The sequence below is a fragment of the Burkholderia humptydooensis genome (assembly GCF_001513745.1).
GTDB lineage: Bacteria > Pseudomonadota > Gammaproteobacteria > Burkholderiales > Burkholderiaceae > Burkholderia > Burkholderia humptydooensis.
Window position 1 is genome coordinate 1,604,149 of the sequence record NZ_CP013380.1, and the last position, 22,471, is coordinate 1,626,619.

At 69.0% G+C, this 22,471-nt stretch carries 16 protein-coding genes; 13 read left to right on the forward strand and 3 right to left on the reverse strand.

Annotated features, from left to right (window positions below; genetic code table 11):
* Positions 1-248: 248 nt before the first annotated feature.
* From AQ610_RS07385 to def, 5 genes are all read left to right on the forward strand, one after another.
* Positions 249-1,196, forward strand: coding sequence for a DMT family transporter (locus AQ610_RS07385; RefSeq protein ID WP_006026053.1), 948 nt, complete (start codon positions 249-251; stop codon positions 1,194-1,196).
* Positions 1,197-1,344: 148 nt separating this feature from the next.
* Complete coding sequence (gene smc / locus AQ610_RS07390) at positions 1,345-4,857, forward strand: chromosome segregation protein SMC (RefSeq protein ID WP_009912848.1); 3,513 nt, start codon at positions 1,345-1,347, stop codon at positions 4,855-4,857.
* Between the two features lie 82 nt (positions 4,858-4,939).
* Complete coding sequence (locus AQ610_RS07395) at positions 4,940-6,223, forward strand: cell division protein ZipA C-terminal FtsZ-binding domain-containing protein (protein ID WP_043282420.1); 1,284 nt, start codon at positions 4,940-4,942, stop codon at positions 6,221-6,223.
* Between the two features lie 248 nt (positions 6,224-6,471).
* The gene (ligA, locus tag AQ610_RS07400; protein ID WP_006026056.1) at positions 6,472-8,547 is read left to right on the forward strand and encodes an NAD-dependent DNA ligase LigA; all 2,076 of its coding nucleotides are present in this window, start codon (positions 6,472-6,474) and stop codon (positions 8,545-8,547) included.
* Positions 8,544-9,074 carry a peptide deformylase gene (gene def / locus AQ610_RS07405; RefSeq protein WP_006026057.1) on the forward strand — a complete coding sequence of 177 codons (531 nt, stop codon included), beginning with the start codon at positions 8,544-8,546 and terminating at the stop codon, positions 9,072-9,074. Before ligA ends, def begins: the two co-directional genes overlap by 4 nt.
* A 72-nt stretch (positions 9,075-9,146) precedes the next feature.
* Here the strand turns inward: def and AQ610_RS36790 are convergent, their stop codons facing one another.
* The 3 genes from AQ610_RS36790 to map form a co-directional block, all read right to left on the reverse strand.
* A complete protein-coding gene (locus AQ610_RS36790) occupies positions 9,147-10,829 on the reverse strand; it encodes a pseudouridine synthase (protein ID WP_006026058.1) in 1,683 nt (560 codons plus the stop codon).
* 14 nt (positions 10,830-10,843) lie between these two features.
* On the reverse strand, positions 10,844-13,420 hold the full coding sequence (locus AQ610_RS07415) for a [protein-PII] uridylyltransferase (protein WP_006026059.1): 2,577 nt from the start codon (positions 13,418-13,420) through the stop codon (positions 10,844-10,846).
* A 140-nt stretch (positions 13,421-13,560) separates the two neighbouring features.
* The gene (map, locus tag AQ610_RS07420) at positions 13,561-14,376 is read right to left on the reverse strand and encodes a type I methionyl aminopeptidase (protein WP_006026060.1); all 816 of its coding nucleotides are present in this window, start codon (positions 14,374-14,376) and stop codon (positions 13,561-13,563) included.
* A 458-nt stretch (positions 14,377-14,834) separates the two neighbouring features.
* Here map and rpsB point away from each other — a divergent pair, with 458 nt between their 5' ends.
* The 8 genes from rpsB (at position 14,835) to rseP (ending at position 22,446) form a co-directional block, all read left to right on the forward strand.
* Positions 14,835-15,578, forward strand: coding sequence for a 30S ribosomal protein S2 (gene rpsB, locus AQ610_RS07425; protein ID WP_009912840.1), 744 nt, complete (start codon positions 14,835-14,837; stop codon positions 15,576-15,578).
* Between the two features lie 180 nt (positions 15,579-15,758).
* The gene (tsf, locus tag AQ610_RS07430) at positions 15,759-16,640 is read left to right on the forward strand and encodes a translation elongation factor Ts (protein WP_006026063.1); all 882 of its coding nucleotides are present in this window, start codon (positions 15,759-15,761) and stop codon (positions 16,638-16,640) included.
* A gap of 178 nt (positions 16,641-16,818) precedes the next feature.
* Positions 16,819-17,532 carry a UMP kinase gene (gene pyrH / locus AQ610_RS07435; protein ID WP_004193606.1) on the forward strand — a complete coding sequence of 238 codons (714 nt, stop codon included), beginning with the start codon at positions 16,819-16,821 and terminating at the stop codon, positions 17,530-17,532.
* An 88-nt stretch (positions 17,533-17,620) separates the two neighbouring features.
* Entirely contained in the window at positions 17,621-18,181 is a 561-nt protein-coding gene (gene frr, locus AQ610_RS07440) for a ribosome recycling factor (protein WP_006026064.1), read from the forward strand.
* Between the two features lie 47 nt (positions 18,182-18,228).
* A complete protein-coding gene (gene uppS, locus AQ610_RS07445) occupies positions 18,229-19,011 on the forward strand; it encodes a polyprenyl diphosphate synthase (RefSeq protein WP_009912837.1) in 783 nt (260 codons plus the stop codon).
* Entirely contained in the window at positions 19,005-19,826 is an 822-nt protein-coding gene (locus AQ610_RS07450; protein ID WP_006026066.1) for a phosphatidate cytidylyltransferase, read from the forward strand. The genes uppS and AQ610_RS07450 overlap by 7 nt, the downstream gene beginning before the upstream one ends.
* Before the next feature lie 14 nt (positions 19,827-19,840).
* The gene (locus tag AQ610_RS07455) at positions 19,841-21,037 is read left to right on the forward strand and encodes a 1-deoxy-D-xylulose-5-phosphate reductoisomerase (protein WP_009912836.1); all 1,197 of its coding nucleotides are present in this window, start codon (positions 19,841-19,843) and stop codon (positions 21,035-21,037) included.
* A 17-nt stretch (positions 21,038-21,054) separates the two neighbouring features.
* Complete coding sequence (rseP, locus tag AQ610_RS07460) at positions 21,055-22,446, forward strand: RIP metalloprotease RseP (protein ID WP_006026068.1); 1,392 nt, start codon at positions 21,055-21,057, stop codon at positions 22,444-22,446.
* The last annotated feature ends 25 nt before the right edge of the window (positions 22,447-22,471 follow it).

Consider the following 22,471-nt stretch of genomic DNA (forward strand, 5'->3'; position numbering starts at 1 on the left):
GAGCCGGTAGATGGCCGATCGGATGGGCCGGTTTAAGCGAAACGGGCGCGAAGCGGCGGCGCGGCTGGCGCCGCCGGGCGCGGGCGAAGACGGGCGCGGCGGATCGCGGCGCGGGATGCCGGCGGGCCGGCGCGTGCCGGCCTGGTGGGCGCGGCGACGGCGCTCGATTATAGCGTGACATCGGACGGCGGAACGCGCGGCGCGCGCGCCGCGACGCCGTCCGGAGAAGGAAAAAATAGAGGTTCGGTTTGCAAGCGAATGAACGACGGAGCGCCGGCTGGCCGACGCTCGCGATTCTGGTCGGGGCGTCGGTATGGGGCCTGATCTGGTATCCGTTGCGCCTGCTCGCGGCGCTCGGCGTGACGGGCACGGCGGCGAGCGCGGCGACGAGCGTCGTCGCGTGTGCGTTCGTGCTGATCGTGCGGCGCAAGTCGATCGCGACCGTGCGCCGGCATTGGCTGCTGCCCGCGTTGGGCGTCGCCGCGGGCGTGACGAATCTCGGCTTCGTCTGGGGCACGATTCACGGCGAAGTGCTGCGCGTGATGCTGCTTTTCTATCTGACGCCCGCGTGGACCGCGATCTACGCGCACGTCATCCTGCGCGAGCGGCTGACCGCGGCGGGCGCGGCGCTCGCCGCGCTGTCGCTCGGCGGCGCGGTGCTGATGCTGTGGTCGCCGCGGCTCGGCGTGCCGCTGCCGTCGAACCCGGCCGAATGGGCGGGGCTCGCGGCCGGGATGAGCTTCGCGATGAGCAACGTGCTCGTCGTCAAGGCGAGCCGCGAGCTGCCGCAGATGAAGCCCGAGATGCGCACGGCGACGCTGTTCGCCGGCGCGGCTGCGATGGGCGTCGCCGCGTCGTTCGTCGAGGGGCTGCCGCCGTTGCCCGCGGGCGGCGAGCTCGGCCGTGCAGCGCTTCTCGTCGTCGGGATCGGCGTGACGGTCGCGGCGAACAACATGCTCGTCCAGCACGGCCTCGCGCGCGTGCCGGCGAACCGCGCGTCGATCATTATGCTGTTCGAGATCGTTATCACCGCGTTGTCGGCGTGGCTTTTTGCCAACGAAGTGCCGAGCGCGCGCGAATGGGCGGGCGGCCTGTGCATCGTTGTGGCGACCCTGCTGTCGAGCCGCGTGCATCGGGCCCGCCCGGCGGGCGACGAGCCGTGCGAGCCGCGGGACGGCGCGCGCGCGATGGTATGATTGGCCCCATCCGCGGGGCCGGCTGCTTGACAGCACGGCCCCGTTTTTCGAATCTTGGGCGTGCGGCGCGCGCGCGGGCCTTTCGGCCGAATCGCGGCGCGCAACGCAGGCTCCGAACCGTTTCACACTCTTTACCACCGATACCGCCGTGCGTCTGAGCTCGATCAAACTCGCTGGCTTCAAATCTTTCGTCGATCCCACGCACTTCCAGGTTCCAGGTCAACTGGTCGGCGTGGTGGGCCCGAACGGGTGCGGCAAGTCCAACATCATCGACGCCGTGCGCTGGGTGCTCGGCGAGTCGCGCGCGTCCGAGCTGCGCGGCGAGTCGATGCAGGACGTGATCTTCAACGGCTCGACTGCCCGCAAGCCCGGCAGCCGGGCGAGCGTCGAGCTGATCTTCGACAACTCCGACGGCCGCGCGGCCGGCCAGTGGGGCCAGTACGGCGAGATCGCCGTGAAGCGCGTGCTCACGCGCGACGGCACGTCGAGCTACTACATCAACAACCTGCCCGCGCGCCGCCGCGACATCCAGGACATCTTCCTCGGCACGGGCCTCGGGCCGCGCGCGTACGCGATCATCGGGCAGGGGATGATCGCGCGGATCATCGAGGCGAAGCCCGAGGAGCTGCGCGTGTTCCTCGAAGAGGCGGCGGGCGTGTCGAAGTACAAGGAGCGCCGCCGCGAGACCGAGAACCGGCTGCACGACACGCGCGAGAACCTGACGCGCGTCGAGGACATCGTCCGCGAGCTCGGCTCGAATCTCGAGAAGCTCGAGGCGCAGGCCGTCGTCGCGACGAAGTACAAGGAACTCGTCGCCGACGGCGACGAGAAGCAGCGCCTGCTGTGGCTGCTGCGCAAGAACGAGGCGGCCGCCGAGCAGGACAGGCAGCGCCGCGCGATCGGCGAAGCGCAGCTCGAACTCGACGCGCAGACCGCGAAGCTGCGCGAAGTCGAGGCGCAGCTCGAGACGCTGCGCGTCGCGCACTATTCGGCGAGCGACGCGATGCAGGGCGCGCAGGGCGCGCTCTACGAGGCGAACGCCGAGGTGAGCCGGCTCGAGGCGGAGATCAAGTTCATCGTCGAATCGCGCAACCGCGTGCAGTCGCAGATCGCCGCGCTCGTCGCGCAGCAGGAGCAGTGGCGCGCGCAGGCGGACAAGGCGCAGGGCGACCTCGAAGAGGCCGAAGAGGCGCGCGCGGTCGCCGACGAAAAGGCGGCGACCGCCGAGGACGACGCGGCCGCGAAGCACGACGCGCTGCCCGCGCTCGAGGCGCGCTGGCGCGATGCGCAGGCGGGCCTGAACGACGAGCGCGGCCGGATCGCGCAGACCGAGCAGGCGCTCAAGCTCGAAGCCGCGCACCAGCGCAACGCCGATCAGCAACTGCAACAGCTTCAGCAGCGCCACGAGCGCCTGAAGGCCGAGGCGGGCGGCCTCGACGCGCCGGACGAGGCGCAGCTCGAGGAGCTGCGGATGCAGCTCGCCGAGCACGAGGAGATTCTGGCCGAAGCGCAGGCGCGCCTCGCCGACGCGCAGGAGACGCTGCCGCGCCTCGACGCGGAGCGTCGCGCGGCGCACGAGCGCGTGCAGGCCGAGAGCGCGCAGATTCATCAGCTCGAAGCGCGCCTCGCCGCGCTCAGGCAACTGCAGGAAAACGTGCAGACGGAAGGCAAGATCCAGCCGTGGCTCGACAAGCACGAGCTCGGCGCGCTGCCGCGTCTGTGGAAGAAGCTGCACGTCGAGGCCGGCTGGGAAACCGCGCTCGAAGCGGTGCTGCGCGAGCGGCTCGCGGCGCTCGAAGTGTCGAATCTCGACTGGGTGAAGGCGTTCGCGACCGACGCGCCGCCCGCGAAGCTCGCGTTCTACGCGCCGCCCGCCGCAGGCGAGCCGCTCGCCGCGCCGGGCGCGCTGCGCCCGCTGCTGCCGCTCGTGCGGATCGACGACGCGGGCCTGCGCGCGGTGCTCAACGATTGGCTCGGCACGGTGTTCGTCGCCGACGACCTCGCGCAGGCGCTCGCCGCGCGCACGCAACTGCCGCAGGGCGGCGCGTTCGTCGTGAAGGCGGGCCACGTCGTCACGCGCTCGGGCGTGCAGCTCTACGCGGCCGATTCCGAGCAGGCGGGGATGCTCGCGCGCGCGCAGGAAATCGAGAACCTGGCGCGCCAGGTGCGCGCGCAGGCGCTGCTGTCCGACGAAGCGAAGGCGGCGGCGGTCCGAGCGGAAGCGGCGCACACGCAGGCGTCGCAGGCGCTGACCGAAGTGCGCGCGCAGGCCGAGCGCGCGACGCAGCGCGTGCACGCGCTGCAAATGGACGTGCTCAAGCTCGCGCAGGCGCACGAGCGCTACACGCAGCGCAGCACGCAGATCCGCGAGGAACTCGAGGAGATCGGCGCGCAGATCGAGGAGCAGCGCGCGCTGCGCGCGGAATCGGAGGCGAACTTCGAGCGCCACGACGCCGAGCTCGCCGAGCTGCAGGCGCGCTTCGAGGACAACCAGCTCGCGTTCGAGTCGCTCGACGAGACGCTGACGAACGCGCGCCAGGAAGCGCGCGAGCGCGAGCGTGCGGCCACCGACGCGCGCTTCGCCGCGCGTCAGTCCGCGAACCGGATCGACGAGCTGAAGCGCTCGATCCAGGTCGCGCACGAGCAGGCGGAGCGCGTCGCGGCGTCGCTCGAGGACGCGCGCGCGGAGCTCGAGACGATCAACGAGCAGACCGCGCACACCGGCCTGCAGGGCGCGCTCGAAGTGCGCGCGGAGAAGGAGCGGGCGCTCGGCGCCGCGCGCGCGGAGCTCGACGATCTCACCGCGAAGCTGCGCGCGGCCGACGAGACGCGGCTCGCGGCCGAGCGCTCGCTGCAGCCGCTGCGCGAGCGCATCACCGAGCTGCAACTGAAGGAGCAGGCGGCGCGCATGACAGGCGAGCAGTTCGCCGAGCAGCTCGCGGCGGCCGAGGTCGACGAGGCGGCGCTCAGGGAAAAGCTCGCGCCGGACATGAAGCCGTCGTACCTGCAGGGCGAGGTCACGCGGATCAATAATGCGATCAACGCGCTCGGCCCCGTCAACATGGCGGCGCTGGAGGAGCTCGCGGCCGCGAGCGAGCGCAAGGTGTTCCTCGACGCGCAATCGGCCGACCTGACGAACGCGATCGAGACGCTCGAGGACGCGATACGCAAGATCGACCAGGAAACGCGCGCGCTCTTGCAGGCGACCTTCGACGAAGTGAACCGCCATTTCAGCGATCTGTTCCCGCGCCTGTTCGGCGGCGGCCAGGCGAAGCTCATCATGACGGGAGACGAGATTCTCGACGCCGGCGTGCAGGTGATGGCGCAGCCGCCCGGCAAGAAGAACGCGACGATCCACCTGCTGTCGGGCGGCGAGAAGGCGCTGACGGCGACCGCGCTCGTGTTCGCGATGTTCCAGTTGAATCCGGCGCCGTTCTGTCTGCTCGACGAGGTCGACGCACCGCTCGACGACGCGAACACCGAGCGCTTCGCGAATCTCGTGCGCGCGATGTCGGACAAGACGCAGTTCCTCTTCATCTCGCACAACAAGATCGCGATGGAGATGGCGCAGCAACTGATCGGCGTGACGATGCAGGAGCAGGGCGTGTCGCGGATCGTCGCGGTCGACATGGAAACGGCCGCGGGTTTTGCCCAGAATTGACGTTTGACGAATGGCCCCGCGGGCGCGCGGCGCATCGGCGCCCGCCCGCGAGTCCGATGAAAAAGAATTGGATGGAGCTTGCATGGACGAGTTGACACTCGGGTTGATCGGCGCGGGCGCCGTCGTGGTGGGCGGCGTCGTGGTCTACAACGCGTGGCAGGGCGCGAAGGTGCGCCGGAGGATGCCGCGCCCGATGCCGACGGAGGCGGCCGAGGCCGCCGCGCGGCACGAGCGCGACGACGACGCGCCCTTCATCGAGCCGGTGCGGCAGCCGGCGCGTCGCGAGGCCGTGGCGGGCGGCGCGGCGGGCAGCGCGTCGGGCGCGCGAAGCGACGACGCAGCGCGCGTCGAGCCGACGTTCGGCGGCGGCGTGGCCCCCGCCGATACGCCGGCCGACCTGCAGGCCGAGGCGACCGCCGCGAACGGCGCGGTCGAGCCCGCCGTCGAAACAGCGCATGGCGACGAAGCGGCCGCCGCGCCCGATTCGGCGCGCGACGAGCCGGTCGAGCCGGTGCTGCCCGCCGCGACGACGATTTCCGCGGCGCCGCCCGCGATCGTCGACCGCCGGATCGACTGCATCGTGCCGATCCGCCTCGCGAGCCCGCTTGCGGGCGACAAGATCCTGCCCGCCGCGCAGCGGCTGCGCCGCGCGGGCAGCAAGCCGGTGCACATCGAGGGCAAGCCGGATGGCGGCGACGCATGGGAGCTGCTGCAAAACGGCGTGCGCTACGAAGAGCTGCGCGCGGCCGCGCAGCTCGCGAACCGCAGCGGCCCGCTCAACGAGCTCGAGTTCTCCGAATTCGTGACGGGCGTCCAGCAGTTCGCGGACGCGATCGACGGCGCGCCGGAATTCCCGGACATGATGGAAACGGTGTCGATGGCGCGCGAACTCGACGGTTTCGCCGCGCAATGCGACGCGCAACTGTCGATCAACGTGATGTCGGACGGCGCGCCGTGGTCGGCGAACTACGTGCAGGCGGTTGCGTCGCAGGACGGGCTCTTGCTGTCGCGCGACGGCACGCGTTTCGTGAAGCTCGACGCGAAGCAGAATCCCGTGTTCATGCTGCAGTTCGGCGACACGAATTTCCTGCGCGACGATCTCACGTACAAGGGCGGCAATCTGATCACGCTCGTGCTCGACGTGCCCGTCGCCGACGAGGACATTCTGCCGTTCCGGCTGATGTGCGACTACGCGAAATCGCTGTCCGAGCGGATCGGCGCGCGCGTCGTCGACGACCAGCGCCGGCCGCTGCCCGAATCGACGCTGCTCGCGATCGAGCAGCAACTGATGAAGCTGTACGCGCGGCTCGAGGAGGCGGGGATTCCGGCCGGCTCGCCCGTCACGCGGCGGCTGTTCAGTCAGTAGGAACAAGCCGGCGCTGCGGTTTTCGCTGCGGCGCAGCGCGGCCGGCGCGCCTCGCGCGGGCGATGGCGGTCGCGGCTGCCGATGGTGGCTTGGTGATCGTGGCTGGTGATTGCGTTGCCGCACCGCATCATCCGAACCGTCGGACGCAGGCGATTTCCGCACTCGTTCGGCCATCCAACCGATGCCGAAACGGGCTCGGAACTGAGATAATCGTCGCCTGATTATCCTCACGAGAAAGTGCCGCCAGCATGGCCCGATCCCCTGTTGAACCGCCCGCCAGCCAGCCGGCGAAGCGCGCCGCGTGGCTGCGCGCCGAGCTCGAGCGGGCGAACTACGCGTATTACGTGCTCGATCAGCCGGACCTGCCCGACGCCGAGTACGATCGCCTCTTCGTCGAACTCCAGCAGATCGAGGCCGAGCACCCCGATCTCGTCACGCCCGATTCGCCGACGCAGCGCGTCGGCGGCGAAGTCGCGGGCGGCTTCACGCCGGTCGTCCACGACACGCCGATGCTGTCGCTCAACAATGGCTTTTCCGACGACGACGTCGTCGCATTCGACAAGCGCGTCGCCGACGGCCTCGACAAGGCGACCGACCTCGCCGGCACCGTGACCGAGCCCGTCGAATACGCGTGCGAGCTGAAGTTCGACGGCCTGGCGATCTCGCTGCGCTACGAGGGCGGCCGCTTCGTGCAAGCATCGACGCGCGGCGACGGCACGACGGGTGAAGACGTCACCGAGAACATCCGCACGGTCCGCTCGATTCCGCTGACGCTCAAGGGCAGGCACGTGCCGCGCATGCTCGACGTGCGCGGCGAAGTGCTGATGTTCAAGCGCGATTTCGCGCGCCTGAACGAGCGCCAGCGCGCGGCGGGCCAGCGCGAGTTCGCGAATCCGCGCAACGCGGCGGCGGGCAGCCTGCGGCAGCTCGATTCGAAGATCACCGCGTCTCGGCCGCTGTCGTTTTTCGCATACGGGATCGGCGTGCTCGACGGCGTCGAGATGCCCGGCACGCACAGCGGCCTGCTCGACTGGTACGAGACGCTCGGCCTGCCGGTGAACCGCGAGCGCGCGGTCGTGCGCGGCGCGGCGGGCCTGCTCGGATTCTTCCATTCGGTGGGCGAGCGGCGCGAATCGCTGCCGTACGACATCGACGGCGTCGTCTACAAGGTGAACCGCCGCGACGAGCAGGATCGGCTCGGCTTCGTGTCGCGTGCGCCGCGCTTTGCGCTCGCGCACAAGTTCCCTGCGCAGGAGGCGCTCACGAAGCTCGTCGCGATCGACGTGCAGGTCGGCCGCACGGGCGCGATCACGCCGGTCGCGAGGCTCGAGCCCGTGTTCGTCGGCGGCGCGACCGTCACGAACGCGACGCTGCACAACGAGGACGAGGTGCGCCGCAAGGACATCCGGATCGGCGACACGGTCATCGTGCGCCGCGCGGGCGATGTGATTCCCGAAGTGGTGTCGGCCGTGCTCGACCGGCGTCCCGCCGATGCGCGCGAGTTCGTGATGCCGACCGAGTGCCCGGAATGCGGATCGCGGATCGAGCGATTGCCCGACGAGGCGATCGCGCGCTGCACGGGCGGGCTGTTCTGCCCCGCGCAGCGCAAGCAGGCGCTCTGGCACTTCGCGCAGCGCCGCGCGCTCGATATCGACGGGCTCGGCGAGAAGATCATCGATCAGCTCGTCGAGCAGAATCTCGTGCGCACGCCGGCCGATCTGTTCAATCTCGGCTTCTCGACGCTCGTCGAGCTCGATCGCTTCGCGGAGAAATCCGCGCAGAACCTGATCGACTCGCTCGAAAAGGCGAAGCACACGACGCTCGCGCGCTTCATTTACGCGCTCGGCATCCGGCACGTCGGCGAATCGACGGCGAAGGATCTCGCGAAGCACTTCGGCTCGCTCGATCCGGTCATGGACGCGTCGATCGACGAGTTGCTCGAAGTCAACGACGTCGGGCCGATCGTCGCCGAATCGATCCATCAGTTCTTCGCCGAGGAGCACAATCGCACGGTGATCGAGCAACTGCGCGCGAAGGGCAAGGTCACGTGGCCCGAAGGGCCGCCCGCGCCGCGCGCGCCGCAAGGCGTGCTCGCGGGCAAGACCGTCGTGCTCACGGGCACGCTGCCGACGCTCACGCGCGACGCCGCGAAGGAGATGCTCGAGGCGGCGGGCGCGAAGGTGGCGGGCTCGGTGTCGAAGAAAACCGATTACGTCGTCGCGGGCGCCGACGCGGGCAGCAAGCTCGCGAAAGCCGAGGAACTCGGCATTCCGGTGCTGGACGAAGCAGGCATGCACAAACTCCTGGAGGGCCACGCGCGATGATTCGCGAGATTCTGAAGATGGGCGATCCGCGTCTGCTGGAAGTTGCCCGGCCGGTCGAGACGTTCAACACGCCGGAGCTGCACGCGCTCGTCGCGGACATGTTCGAGACGATGCATCACGCGAACGGCGCGGGGCTCGCCGCGCCGCAGATCGGCGTCGGGCTGCAGGTGATCATCTTCGGCTTCGGCAATAGCGAGCGCTACCCGGAGGCGCCGCCCGTGCCGGAGACCGTGCTCGTCAATCCAGGCGTCGAGTATCTGCCGCCCGACATGGAGGAGGGCTGGGAGGGCTGCCTGTCGGTGCCGGGGCTGCGCGGCGTCGTGAGCCGCTACCGGCGCGTGCGCTACAGCGGCTTCGACCAGTACGGCGCGAAGCTCGAGCGGATCGCGGAGGGGTTCCACGCGCGGGTCGTCCAGCACGAGTACGATCATCTGATCGGCAAGCTCTATCCGATGCGGATCACCGATTTCTCGAAGTTCGGCTACACCGACGTGCTGTTCCCGGGGCTCGACGCGCAAGCCGACTGACCGGCGAAGCGGCGCGCGACGGCGCCGCTCGCGGCCGCTATTGCGCGGCCCCCGGGCGCACGGCCGTCGCGCTCAGAACGACTCGTCCAGCCCGAGATAGCGCCACTGGCCTTGCGGCAGCGCGCCCAGCATCACGCGGCCCATCCGCACGCGCTTCAGGCCGATCACCTCGAGACCGACGAGCTCGCACATCCGGCGAATCTGGCGCTTCTTGCCTTCGCGCAGCACGAAGCGCAACTGCTCGCCGTTCTGCCAACTGACCATCGCGGGCTTGAGCGGCGCGCCGTCGAGCTCCAGGCCGTGGCGCAGCTTCGCGAGCGACTCGGCGGGGAAGTGTCGCTCGATGTCGGCCGTGCGCTCGCCGAAGCGCACGCGCACCAGATATTCCTTGTCGATGTCGGATTGCTCGCCGATCAGTTGTTTCGCGACGCGGCCGTTCTGCGTCAGCACGAGAAGGCCCGTCGAATCGATGTCGAGCCGGCCCGCGGGCGCGAGCGCGCGCAGGTGCTGCGGCGAGAAGCGCAGCGGCGAGCGGTCGCCGCTCCAGTGGTTCTCGCGCGTGACGAGCGTCGCGGCGGGCGCGTAGCCGTCCTCCGCCTGGCCCGACACGTAGCCGACCGGCTTGTGCAGCAGGATCGTCACTTGCGCGGCCTGCGCGGCGCGCGCGTTCGAATCGATCTCGATGCGCTGGTCGGCGCGCACCTTCGTGCCGAGCGTGTCGATGCGCTCGCCGTCGACGAGCACCCAGCCTTTCTCGATCCATTCGTCCGCTTCGCGGCGCGAGCAGAGGCCGAGTTCGGACATCCGCTTCGACAGGCGCACGAGGCCCGTTTCATCGCCCCGGTCGACTCGGTCGCCCTGGGCGGCGGTTTCGTCCGGCCCGCCGATGCGGCGCTTGACCGGTTGCGCGGCTTTCAGGCGCGCGCCTGTCGTCGCGCGGGCGGCGGGGCGGCGATCGTCGGACGCGCTCGCGCGGGTTGCCGAGCGGTTGTCGAAGCGCGCCGTGCGTTCGGTACGCTCGGTGCGCGGCGACGCGCGCTTCGCGGATGCGCCGTGGCGATCGTCGGCGCGCTGCGGCGCACGCTTGCCGGTCGTCGCGCTCTTGCCCGCGAACGACGACGACGCGCCGCGCGCGCCGCGGCCGTCCGCGCGGGGTGACGGGCCGTCCGTGCGACGCGCCTCGGTGCGCGGCGCACCGCCGAATTTCGCGCCCGTCGCGCCGCGTGCGCCGGCAGGTCTTGCGCCTTCGCGCTCCGCGCGCGCCTTGCCGCGCGCGCCTGGATCGGACGAGCGCATGCCCGGGCTGCGCGACGGCCGCTCGTCGCGCGCGGCTGCGCGGTCGGCCGTGCGACGCTCCGGCTTCGCATCGGTGCGGCGCACGCGCTCGCCGGCCGCTGCGCCGGGCGCGCCGGCACGCTTGGCCGCCGCGCGTTCGTCGCCCGCGCGTTCGTCGCCCGCGCGGCCGGCGTCATGCGCGGCGCGCGGCTTCGCGACGCGCTTGCCTTCGGATGCCGCCGGACGAGCCGGCACGCCCGCGCGTTTTTGCGCGGCGGCCGCCGCGCCGCGCGGCGCCGATGGCTTTGCCGCGGACGCTGATGCAGCGGACTTCGCCCCAGGCTTCGCCGCGGCCGGCTTCGCGCCAGCCGCTTTCGGGTCGGGCCGCGCGACCTTGCGCGCGGTAAGGCTGCCGGAACGGACGGGGGCGCGGCCGGGCGTCGCCGGGCGCGGATTCTTGACGGTCAATTTTGTGCGCATAAACGCTGGAACACTCACACTGCGATCGCGCGCAGCAACTCGGTTTCGACTTGGATCTGCAGACGGTTGTCGGACAAGCCGGTGCCGTCGAGCATGAAGACGTCCTCGACGCGTTCGCCGAGCGTATTGATCCGCGCCGCATGGACGCCGACCCGGTGCTCGGCCAGCACGCGCGCGATCGAATAAAGAAGGCCTGGCCGGTCGTTCGCGGACACGGACAGAATGTAGTACTGGCCACGCTCGTCGGCCCGCAGGTCGACGCGCGGCGTGATCGGGAACGTGCGCGACAGCCGCGAGAGCCGCCCCTTCGACGGCTCGGGCAGCGGCGCCGATTCGGCGAGGCGCGCGGCGAGCTGCTGCTCGACGAGGTTCGCGATGTCGCGGTATTGCACGTCGCGCTCGGTCTGCGTGACGATGAAGTTGTCGAGCGCGTAGCCGTGGCGCGTCGTGTTCACGCGCGCGTCGAGCACCGACAGCCCGTTGCGGTCGAAGTACGCGCAGATGCCCGCGAACAGGTCCGAGCGGTCCTTCACGTAGACGAGCACCTGCAGCGCGTCGCCGACGGGCGACGGCCGCGCGCGGACGATCGCGGTGTCGGCCTCGACGTGCCGGTACAGCACGCGGGTCTGCCACGCGATGTCGGCCGCGTCGTGGCGCAGGAAGTAGCCGACGTCGAGCTGGTCCCACAGCGCGCGGTGCGCGTCGGGCGGCACGGTTTCGAGGCGCAGCAGCGCGAGCGCCTCCTCCTGCCGCGTCTTCAGCTCCGAATGCGCGTCGGGCTGCGCGCCGCCCAGCACGGCGAGCGTCGCGCGATACAGATCCTCGAGCAGCTTGCCCTTCCAGGTGTTCCACACCTTCGGGCTGGTGCCGCGGATGTCGGCGACGGTCAGCAGATAGAGCGCGGTCAGCCGCCGTTCGCTGCCGACGAGGTCCGCGAAGCGCTTGATCACTTCCGGGTCGCTCGTGTCCTGCTTTTGCGCGACCTGGCTCATCGTCAGGTGATGCTGGACGAGCCAGACGACGAGCGCCGCGTCGTCGCCCTCGATCCCGTGCTCGCGGCAGAAACGCCGCGCGTCGGCCATCCCGAGCGCCGAGTGGTCGCCGCCGCGGCCTTTCGCGATGTCGTGGAAGAGGGCTGCGACGTACAACACCCACGGCCGCTCGAAGTTCACGATCAACTGGCTGCAGAACGGATATTCGTGCGCGTGCTCGGCCACCGCGAAGCGCCGGATGTTGCGCAGCACCATCAGGATGTGCTGATCGACCGTGTACACGTGGTACAGGTCGTGCTGCATCTGGCCGACGATCCGCCGGAAGTTCAGCAGATAGCGGCCGAGCACGCTCGTCTGGTTCATCAGGCGGAATGCGTGCGTGATGCCTTCCGGCTGCTGCAGGATCTGCATGAACGTGCGGCGGTTGCGCGGATCGCGCCGCCACGCGTTGTTCATCACGTCGCGCGAGTTGTAGAGCGCGCGCAGCGTGCGCGCGGACAGGCCCTTCACGCCGCGCGTCGCCTCGTACAGCAGGAACGCTTCGAGGATCGCGTCCGGGTGGCGCTCGAACACGTCGTCCGCGGCGATCTCGAGCATGCCCTGCTTCTCGACGAAGCGCCCGGGCGACAGCACGCGCGTGACGCCGCTCGTCGCCGGGAAGAGTTGCGCCTCGATGTTCTGGATCAGGATCGTCGCGAGCTGCGTGACCGCCTTCGCGGCCCAGTAGTAGCGTCGCATCAGTTGCTCGCTCGCGCGCTTCGCGGGCGTCGGCTGATAGCCGAAGCTCTCGGCCGCCTGAGTCTGCAGGTCGAACACGAGGATGTCCTGGCGCCGCCCGGCGATCACGTGCAGCCGCGCCCGCAGCGTCTTCAGGAAGCCTTCGTTGCGGCGCAGCTCGCGCGCCTCGCGATCGGTGATGAGCCCGCGCGTGTCGAGCTCGCGCCAGCTACTGCCGAAGCCCGCCGCGCGCGCGATCCAGAGAATCGTCTGCAGATCGCGCAGGCCGCCCGGGCTTTCCTTCACGTTCGGCTCGAGGCTGTATGGCGTGTCCTGGAACTTCGCATGGCGCTGGCGCATCTCGAGCACCTTCGCCTGGAAGAAGGCGCGCGCGTCGAGCGCCTCGCGGTAGCGCAGCATGAAGCGCTCGAAGAGCGTCGTGCTGCCGACGATGCGGCGCGCCTCGAGCAGCGACGTCTGCACGGTGACGTCCTGCGACGCCTCCTCGATGCACTGGTCGACTGTGCGCACGCTGCTGCCGATCTCGAGCCCGAGATCCCACGCCATGCCGATGAAGCGCTCGATCCGTTCGTCGAGCTCGCTCGCGTGCGCATCGGGCAGCAGCACGAGGATGTCGACGTCCGAATGCGGCGACAGCTCGCCGCGCCCGAAGCCGCCGACCGCGACGAGCGCGAGCGTCGCGGGCAGCCCGCATTCCTGCCACAGACGGCGCAGCGCGTCGTCGGTCGCGCGCGACAGCGCGTGCATCAGCGGCGTGACGTTGGTCGCGGTCTTGAAGCGCGCGAGCAACCCGGCCTTCGCGGCCTTGAATTCGGCTTTGCGCGACAGCGCGTGAGGCGGCGCGGCGACGGATGCGCTCATGGGCGGCGATCGAATTGGGCGGTTGAACGGCCGCGCGCGATGACGCGGGCGGCTACCTGGCTAAATCAAGCTGAACAAGCGTCAAGCGGGCGAAGCGGACGGCGGCGCGCACAAAGCGCGCGGCAAGCCGCTCAAGCCGCTCAAGCCGCCGTCGCCGGCGAGGCGAACGTCGGGCGCGCCGGCGTGCCGGCCGACACCGTCAGCACCTCGTGGCCCGTCTCCGTGACGAGGATCGTGTGTTCCCACTGCGCGGACAGGCTGCGGTCGCGGGTCTTGACGGTCCACTGGTCGGGCATCGTGCGGATGTCGCGCTTGCCGGCGTTGATCATCGGCTCGATCGTGAAGATCATGCCGGGCTTGAGCTCGATGCCCGTGCCCGGGCGTCCGTAGTGGACGACCTGCGGGTCCTCATGGAACACCGTGCCGATGCCATGGCCGCAGTATTCGCGCACGACGCTGTAGCCTTGCGCCTCCGCGTGCTTCTGGATCGCGTGGCCGATGTCGCCGAGATGCGCGCCGGGCTTCACCTGGTCGATGCCGAGCCACATGCATTCGTAGGTGGTTTGCACGAGGCGCTTCGCGAGGATCGAGCCCTCGCCGACGATGAACATCCGGCTCGTGTCGCCGAAATAGCCGTTCTTGATGACGGTGATGTCGATGTTCAGCGCGTCGCCGTTCTTGAGCGTCTTGTCGCCCGGAATGCCGTGGCAGATCACGTCGTTGACCGACGTGCAGGTCGCCTTCGGGAACGGCGGGTAGCCGGGCGGCTGGTAGTTGAGCGGCGCGGGCACCGTGCCCTGCACGTTGACCATGTACTCGTGGCAGAGGCGATCGAGTTCGCCCGTCGTCACGCCGGCGACGACGAACGGCGTGATGTAGTCGAGCACTTCGCTCGCGAGACGGCAGGCGATGCGCATCTGCGCGATGTCGTGTTCGTTTTTGAGCGTAATAGCCATGAGTCGATGCCTGAAATGCGGTGAATTGTGCAATTATCGCACCTTATTCCTGCCGTCGCAGCCCTTCGCGGACCGGCGCAGCGCGAATTTTGGCGTGAATTCCGGCGCAGTCGGATGGCCGAGGGTAAGCCGTCCTGCGGCGGCAGGGCGCGCGCCCGGCCCGGCGAAAGCAGCGGGCGACTTGAGGGGCGTCACGCCTGCGTGCTATACTTATTGGCTAAGTCGACGCTGAAATCGCTATTTTTGTCTTGCGCGGGAGCCGTTGGAGTTTTCGCTCGGGGCGCGGCGGTCGCGGCGAAGGCTGGCGGCGCGAAGCTTTCGGATGGTTTCGGAGCGCGCGCCGAATCGCGAGCCGGCGCACCCAGGGTGTCGCGGCGCGAACGGAAGAGGCGAGTGCCCGCCGTCGCGCCATGATACGGCAGCCGGCTTAAGACCCAAACCCTCGTGGAGAAATACAAATGGCAGTCACGATGCGCCAAATGCTGGAAGCCGGTGTTCACTTCGGCCACCAGACGCGTTTCTGGAACCCGAAGATGGCTCCCTTCATCTTCGGTCACCGCAACAAGATTCACATCATCAACCTCGAAAAGACGCTGCCGATGTTCAACGACGCACAGAAGTACGTGCGTCAGCTCGCGGCGAATCGGGGCACGATCCTTTTCGTCGGCACGAAGCGCCAGTCGCGCGACACGATCGCCCAGGAAGCGCAGCGCGCGGGCATGCCGTATGTGAACGCACGCTGGCTCGGCGGCATGATGACCAACTTCAAGACGCTGAAGGTGTCGATCAAGCGCCTGAAGGACATGGAAGCGGCGGTCGAGGCGGGCGAGCTCGAGAAGATGAGCAAGAAGGAAGCGCTCCTGTTCGAACGTGAAATCGCGAAGCTGCAGAAGTCGATCGGCGGCGTGAAGGACATGGGCGGCATTCCGGACGCGATCTTCGTCGTCGACGTCGGCTACCACAAGATCGCCGTCACCGAAGCGAACAAGCTGGGCGTGCCCGTCATCGCCGTGGTCGATACGAACCACTCGCCGGAGGGCGTGGATTACGTGATCCCGGGTAATGACGACTCGAGCAAGGCCGTTGCGCTGTACGCCGAAGGCGTCGCCGACGCGATCCTCGAAGGCCGCACGAACGCGGTCAACGAAGTGGTCCAGGCGGTGCGCGGCGGCGACGACGAATACGTCGAGGAAAACGCGTAACCGGCCCCGAGCCGGCGCAAAAAGGGGGCTCTCAACAAGCCCCCTTTTTTTAAGCCGCTTTTTTGTGCGGCCGATCCGGGCTGACGCGGCGCAAAAATTGCGCGGATGTCCGGAAACGAATGCCTGCCGCCTGCGTCGAAGTGCGGGCGGCGTTGTGAATACAGACTCAAGGAGCGAATGATGGCGGCAATTACCGCAAGCATGGTGGCAGAACTGCGCGCGAAGACCGACGCACCGATGATGGAGTGCAAGAAGGCGCTGACGGAAGCCGACGGCGACATGGGCAAGGCCGAAGAGCTGCTGCGCGTGAAGCTCGGCAACAAGGCGAGCAAGGCCGCGTCGCGCGTGACGGCCGAAGGCGTCGTCGCATCGTTCGTCGGCGCGAATGCCGGCGCGCTCGTCGAGCTGAACTGCGAAACCGACTTCGTCGCGAAGAACGACGATTTCAACGCGTTCGCGAAGACGGTCGCGGAACTCGTCGCGACGCAGAACCCGGCCGACGTCGCCGCGCTGTCGGCGCTGCCGCTCGACGGCAAGACGGTCGACGAAGTGCGCCTCGCGCTCGTCGGCAAGATCGGCGAGAACATCTCGATCCGCCGCTTCGTCCGCTTCGAAACGTCGAACAAGCTCGCGACGTACCTGCACGGCAGCCGCATCGGCGTGATCGTCGAGTACACGGGCGAGCAAGAGCAGGTCGGCAAGGACGTCGCGATGCACGTCGCGGCGATGAAGCCGGTCTCGCTGTCGTCGAGCGACGTGCCGGCCGAGCTGATCGAGAAGGAGCGCCGCGTCGCCGAGCAGAAGGCGGCGGAATCGGGCAAGCCGGCCGAGATCGTCGCGAAGATGGTCGACGGCAGCGTCCAGAAGTTCCTGAAGGAAGTGTCGCTGCTGAACCAGCCGTTCGTGAAGAACGACAAGCAGACGATCGAGCAGATGCTGAAGGCCGCGAATGCGGCGGTGCAGAAGTTTGCCCTCTTCGTGGTCGGCGAAGGCATCGAGAAGCGCCAGGACGACTTCGCGGCGGAAGTGGCCGCGCAGGTCGCCGCCGCCAAGCAGCAGTAACCAGTCGTAAAAGCAGTAACCAGCAGTACGCTTGACCCGCGGCGGGCGACCGTTCCGCCGCGGCCGGCAGCGCCGCCTGACGGGGCTTACAGCCAGCCCGGCCCGGCGGCGCTTGCTCGAATCAGCATTTCGCCCCTACAGTTCGTGCTTGTCATCCTCTCGTCGCTCGGAAGTCCCTATGCCCAATGCCTATAAACGCGTCCTCCTCAAACTTTCCGGCGAAGCGCTGATGGGCGACGATGCCTTCGGCATCAATCGCGCGACGATCGAGCGGATGGTCGCCGACATCGCGGAAGTCGTGCGTCTCGGCACGCAGCTCGCGGTCGTGATCGGCGGCGGCAACATCTTCCGCGGCGTCGCGGGCGGCGCGGCCGGCATGGACCGCGCGACGGCCGACTACATGGGGATGCTCGCGACGATGATGAACGCGCTCGCGCTGCAGGACGCAATGCGCCACGCGGGCATCGAGGCGCGCGTGCAATCGGCGCTGCGCATGGACCAGGTGGTCGAGCCGTACATCCGCCCGCGCGCGATCCGCCAGCTCGAGGAGGGCAAGGTCGTGATCTTCGCGGCGGGCACGGGCAACCCGTTCTTCACGACGGACACGGCGGCCGCGCTGCGCGGCTCGGAAGTCGGCGCCGAGGTGGTGCTGAAGGCGACGAAGGTCGACGGCGTCTATTCGGCCGATCCGAAGAAGGACCCGTCCGCGACGCGCTATTCGTCGATCAGCTTCGACGAGGCGATCGGCCGCAACCTGCAGGTGATGGACGCGACGGCGTTCGCGCTGTGCCGCGACCAGAAGCTGCCGATTCGCGTGTTTTCGATCAACAAGCCGGGTGCGCTCAAACGTATCGTTCAAGGTGAGGACGAGGGCACGCTCGTCCACGTGTAAACTCTCGCCGATGCGCACGGGCGGCGCGAAGCGCCGCCTTTGGCCATTGCCCGCATCGTTTTGAAGTTCGGAAGGTTCGGAGGTTGAAATGAGTGTCGCTGATATCAAGAAGGGCGTCGAGCAGAAGATGCAGCGCTCGATCGAAGCGTTCAAGAACGATCTGGCGAAGATCCGTACGGGCCGTGCGCATACCGGTCTGCTCGATCACGTGCAGGTCGACTACTACGGTTCGATGGTGCCGATCTCGCAGGTCGCGAACCTGACGCTCGTCGACGCGCGCACGATCGGCGTGCAGCCGTGGGAAAAGAACATGGTCGCGAAGGTCGAGAAGGCGATCCGCGAGGCCGATCTGGGCCTGAATCCGGCGACGTCGGGCGATCTGATCCGCGTGCCGATGCCGCCGCTCACGGAAGAGCGCCGCCGCGAGCTGACGAAGGTCGTCAAGGGCGAAGGCGAAACGGCGAAGGTCGCCGTGCGCAACCTGCGCCGCGACGCGAACGAGCAGCTCAAGAAGCTCGTCAAGGACAAGGAAATCTCCGAGGATGACGAGCGCCGCGCGGGCGACGACGTGCAGAAGCTGACGGACAAGCACGTCGCGGAGATCGACAAGCTCGTCCAGGCCAAGGACGCGGAGATCATGACGGTCTGAAGCCGCCTTGCGTCGCACTTTTTCCTGCAGCTACAGTCTCAGCGGCCATGACCTATACCAGCTCTACCGTTCGCGTGCCTGACGTCGCCGCCGTGCCGCGTCACATCGCGATCATCATGGACGGCAACGGCCGTTGGGCGACCGAGCGCCGCCTGCCGCGCGTCGCGGGACACACGCGCGGCGTCGACGCGGTGCGCTCGGTCGTCGAGGGATGCGCGCGCGCGGGCGTCGAATATCTGACGCTCTTCGCGTTCAGCTCCGAGAACTGGCGCCGGCCGAACGACGAAGTGTCGTTCCTGATGCGCCTGTTCATCACCGCGCTCGAGCGCGAAGTCGGCAAGCTGCATGCGAACGGCATCCGGCTGCGCGTCATCGGCGATCTGACGAAGTTCGAGCCGCGCATCCAGGCGCTGATCCGCCGCGCGGAGACGAAGACCGCGCGCAACACGCGCCTGACGCTGACGATCGCCGCGAACTACGGCGGTCGTTGGGATATCCTGCAGGCGACGCAGAAGCTCATCGACGAGGCGGCGCGCGAAGGGCGCGCGGCCGAGGTCGACGAGGACGCGTTCGCCCGCCATCTGGCGATGGCCTATGCGCCCGAGCCGGATCTCTTCATCCGCACGGGCGGCGAGCAGCGGATCAGCAATTTCCTGCTCTGGCAGCTCGCGTATACCGAGTTCTACTTCACCGATACATTCTGGCCGGACTTCGACGCCGGCGCGCTCGCCGAGGCGCTCGCGTCGTACACGCACCGCGAACGCCGCTTCGGCCGCACGAGCGCGCAACTCGAACCCCAGGCCCAGGACGCCGATTCCCTTTCATGCTGAAGACCCGTGTCATCACGGCGGTCGTGCTGCTGGCAGTGCTGCTGCCCGTGACGCTGTTCGCGCCGCTTGCCGCGTTCGGCGCGCTGATCGCGCTCGCGCTCGTGTTCGCCGCGTGGGAGTGGGGGCGGCTCCTGAAGCTGGGCGGGATCGGTCCCGTCGCGTACGCGGTGGTCGCGGCGCTCGCGCTCGGCGCAAGCACGCGGCTCGGCATCAGCGCGGACGCCGCGCGGCCGCTTTTCGCGGCGGCGGGCGTGTTCTGGCTACTGGCGGGCCCGTATGCGCTCTGGCGCAAGCCGGCGCTCGCCGAGCGCGCATGGAAGCCGTTCCTGCTCGTCGCGGGCCTCATCGTCTTTTCCGCGTGCTGGCACGCGCTCGTCGCCGCGCGCGCGCAAGGCGTACCCTTCGTGTTGTCGCTGCTGCTGGTGGTATGGCTCGCCGATATCGGCGCATACTTTGCCGGAAAGGTGTTCGGCAAGCACAAGCTCGCGCCGTCCGTGAGCCCCGGCAAAACCTGGGAGGGCGCGGCGGGCGGCTGGCTCGCCGTGACGATCGTCGCCGGCGCGGTCGTCGCGGCGCACGCTTTCGAACCGACCCTTTATTCGGCGTTCGTCGCGCATTACGGCGCGGCGGGCGCATTCGCGGCGCTCACGGCGCTCGTCGCGTTCAGCGTGGTCGGCGACCTGTTCGAGTCGCTGCTCAAGCGCCAGGCCGGCGTGAAAGACTCGAGCGGCCTCCTGCCCGGCCACGGCGGCGTGCTCGACCGCGTCGACGCGCTGCTGCCCGTGCTGCCGCTCGCGATGCTGCTGCTCGGTTAAAACTAGACCCTATTATGCAAAAACGTCTGACATTGCTCGGTTCGACGGGCTCGATCGGAGACAGCACGCTCGACGTCGTCGCGCGTCATCCGGAGCGCTTCGCGGTTCACGCGCTCACGGCCCACCGCAACGGCGACAAGCTCGTCGCCCAGTGCCTGCGCTTCGCGCCCGACGTCGCGGTGGTCGGCGACGCCGAAACCGCCGCGCGGGTCGAAGCGCAATTGCGCGCCGCGGGCTGCAAGACCCAGGTTGCGCACGGCCGGCAGGCGCTCGTCGACGTATCGACGAGCGACGGCTGCGACACCGTCGTCGCGGCGATCGTCGGCGCGGCGGGGCTCGCGCCGAGCCTTGCCGCCGCGCGCGCGGGCAAGCGCATCCTGCTCGCGAACAAGGAGGCGCTCGTGATGTCGGGCGCGATCTTCATGGACGCGGTGCGCGACCATGGCGCGATCCTGCTGCCCGTCGACAGCGAGCACAACGCGATCTTCCAGTGCATGCCGCGCGACGCGGCCGAGCACGGCGGCATCGCGAAGATCATCGTGACCGCGTCGGGCGGCCCGTTCCGCACGCGCGAGCCCGCGACGCTCGCGAGCGTGACGCCCGACGAGGCGTGCAAGCATCCGAACTGGGTGATGGGCCGCAAGATCTCCGTCGATTCCGCGACGATGATGAACAAGGGTCTCGAGGTGATCGAGGCGCACTGGCTGTTCGGCCTGCCGAGCGAGCACATCGACGTGCTGATCCATCCGCAGAGCGTGATCCACTCGCTCGTGTCGTATCGCGACGGCTCGGTGCTCGCGCAGCTCGGCAATCCGGACATGCGCACGCCGATCGCGCACGCGCTCGCGTTCCCCGAGCGCGTCGACGCGGGTGTCGCGCAGCTCGATCTCGCGCAGATCGCGGCGCTCACGTTCGAGAAGCCCGATTACGCGCGCTTCCCGTGCCTCGCGCTTGCCATCGAGGCGCTCGAGGCGGGCGGCGTCGCGAGCGCGGCGCTCAATGCGGCGAACGAGATCGCGGTCGACGCGTTCCTGTCGCGCCGCATCCGCTTCACCGCGATCGCGCAGACGGTCGACGCGGTGCTCAACGGGCTGTCCAATCGCACGCCGGGCGGCCTCGACGACGTGATCGACGCCGACGCCGCCGCGCGCCGCGCGGCGGCGACGTTCATCGACAAGCTGCCCGCGCCCGGCGTCGAGCGAGCCGCCTGAATGGAGTCGATACGCTCATGAACGTGCTGGTCGAACTGGTCGCGTTTGCGGTGGCGATCGGCGTGCTGGTCGTCGTGCATGAGTACGGGCATTACCGCGTCGCGCGCTGGTGCGGCGTCAAGGTGCTGCGCTTCTCGATCGGCTTCGGCGCGCCCGTCGCGCGCTGGGTCAGCAAGCGGACGGGCACCGAATGGACGCTGTCCGCGCTGCCGCTCGGCGGCTACGTGAAGATGCTCGACGAGCGCGATCCCGGCGACGGCATTCGCGCGAACGAACTGCCGCACGCGTTCAACCGGCAACCGGTCGGCAAGCGGATCGCGATCGTCGCGGCCGGCCCGATCGCGAATTTCCTGCTTGCGATCGCGCTCTTTTCGGCCGTGTTCGCGACCGGCGTGACGGAGCCCGCGGCGATCGTCGCGCCGCCCGCGGCCGGCACGCCCGCCGCGGTCGCGGGTTTCGACGGCGGCGAGACGATCGTGTCGATCTGCGCCTCGGGCGCCGGCGACGCACAAGGCGGCGACGCCGAGCCGGTGCGCTCGTGGTCCGATCTGCGCTGGAAACTGCTCGGTGCGGCGTTCGACCGCAAGGACGTCGTGCTCGGCGCGCGCAATCGCGCGGACGGCGCCACCTACGATTTCCGCGTCGATCTGCACGGCCTCTCGAATCGCGACATCGACGACGATTTCATGTCGCGCCTCGGCTTCGAGCCGGGCGGCGGGTCGCTGACGGTGACGTCGGTGCTGCCGAGCGGCGCCGCGCAGCAGGCGGGGCTTCAGGCGGGCGACAAGCTCGTGTCGCTCGACGGCGCGCGCATCGGTGGCTCGACGCGTTTCATCGACGACGTGAAGGCCCACGCGGGCCGCGCGCTCGCATTGCGGATCGAGCGTGCGGGCGTCGCGCGCACGGTGTCGATCGTGCCGCAGGCGCAGCGCGACGACGAGACGGGCAAGCAGGTGGGCCGCATCGGCGCGGCGCTCGCGCTGCAGACGCCGACCGTCGACGTGCGCTACGGCGCGTTCGAGAGCGTCGAGCTCGGCGTGCGGCGCACGTGGGACATCTCGGTGTATTCGCTGAAGATGTTCGGCAGGATGGTGACGGGCGAGGCGTCGCTGAAGAACCTGTCCGGCCCGGTGACGATCGCCGACTATGCGGGCAAGAGCGCGAGGCTCGGTTTGTCGGCGTTCCTATCGTTTCTCGCCCTTGTCAGCATTAGCCTCGGCGTGCTGAACTTGCTGCCGATTCCCGTTTTGGACGGGGGGCATCTGTTATATTATCTGGTTGAAGCCGCGACCGGCAAGGCCGTATCGGAGCGCTGGCAACTGATTCTGCAAAGAGCGGGGTTGATCTGCATCGTCGCGTTGTCGGCGATCGCGCTGTTCAACGATCTGGCTCGGTTAATCCATTTTTGACGCGTCGGGCGGCAGCCGCAACGGT

Excerpts from the sequence above, each read along its gene's own strand:
- AQ610_RS07395 (WP_043282420.1), top strand. The coding sequence starts at position 4,940 with ATGGACGAGTTGACACTCGGGTTGATCGGCGCGGGCGCCGTCGTGGTG.
- ligA (WP_006026056.1), top strand. The coding sequence starts at position 6,472 with ATGGCCCGATCCCCTGTTGAACCGCCCGCCAGCCAGCCGGCGAAGCGC.
- def (WP_006026057.1), top strand. The coding sequence starts at position 8,544 with ATGATTCGCGAGATTCTGAAGATGGGCGATCCGCGTCTGCTGGAAGTT.
- AQ610_RS36790 (WP_006026058.1), bottom strand. The coding sequence starts at position 10,829 with ATGCGCACAAAATTGACCGTCAAGAATCCGCGCCCGGCGACGCCCGGC.
- AQ610_RS07415 (WP_006026059.1), bottom strand. The coding sequence starts at position 13,420 with ATGAGCGCATCCGTCGCCGCGCCGCCTCACGCGCTGTCGCGCAAAGCC.
- map (WP_006026060.1), bottom strand. The coding sequence starts at position 14,376 with ATGGCTATTACGCTCAAAAACGAACACGACATCGCGCAGATGCGCATC.
- rpsB (WP_009912840.1), top strand. The coding sequence starts at position 14,835 with ATGGCAGTCACGATGCGCCAAATGCTGGAAGCCGGTGTTCACTTCGGC.
- tsf (WP_006026063.1), top strand. The coding sequence starts at position 15,759 with ATGGCGGCAATTACCGCAAGCATGGTGGCAGAACTGCGCGCGAAGACC.
- pyrH (WP_004193606.1), top strand. The coding sequence starts at position 16,819 with ATGCCCAATGCCTATAAACGCGTCCTCCTCAAACTTTCCGGCGAAGCG.
- frr (WP_006026064.1), top strand. The coding sequence starts at position 17,621 with ATGAGTGTCGCTGATATCAAGAAGGGCGTCGAGCAGAAGATGCAGCGC.
- uppS (WP_009912837.1), top strand. The coding sequence starts at position 18,229 with ATGACCTATACCAGCTCTACCGTTCGCGTGCCTGACGTCGCCGCCGTG.
- AQ610_RS07450 (WP_006026066.1), top strand. The coding sequence starts at position 19,005 with ATGCTGAAGACCCGTGTCATCACGGCGGTCGTGCTGCTGGCAGTGCTG.
- AQ610_RS07455 (WP_009912836.1), top strand. The coding sequence starts at position 19,841 with ATGCAAAAACGTCTGACATTGCTCGGTTCGACGGGCTCGATCGGAGAC.
- rseP (WP_006026068.1), top strand. The coding sequence starts at position 21,055 with ATGAACGTGCTGGTCGAACTGGTCGCGTTTGCGGTGGCGATCGGCGTG.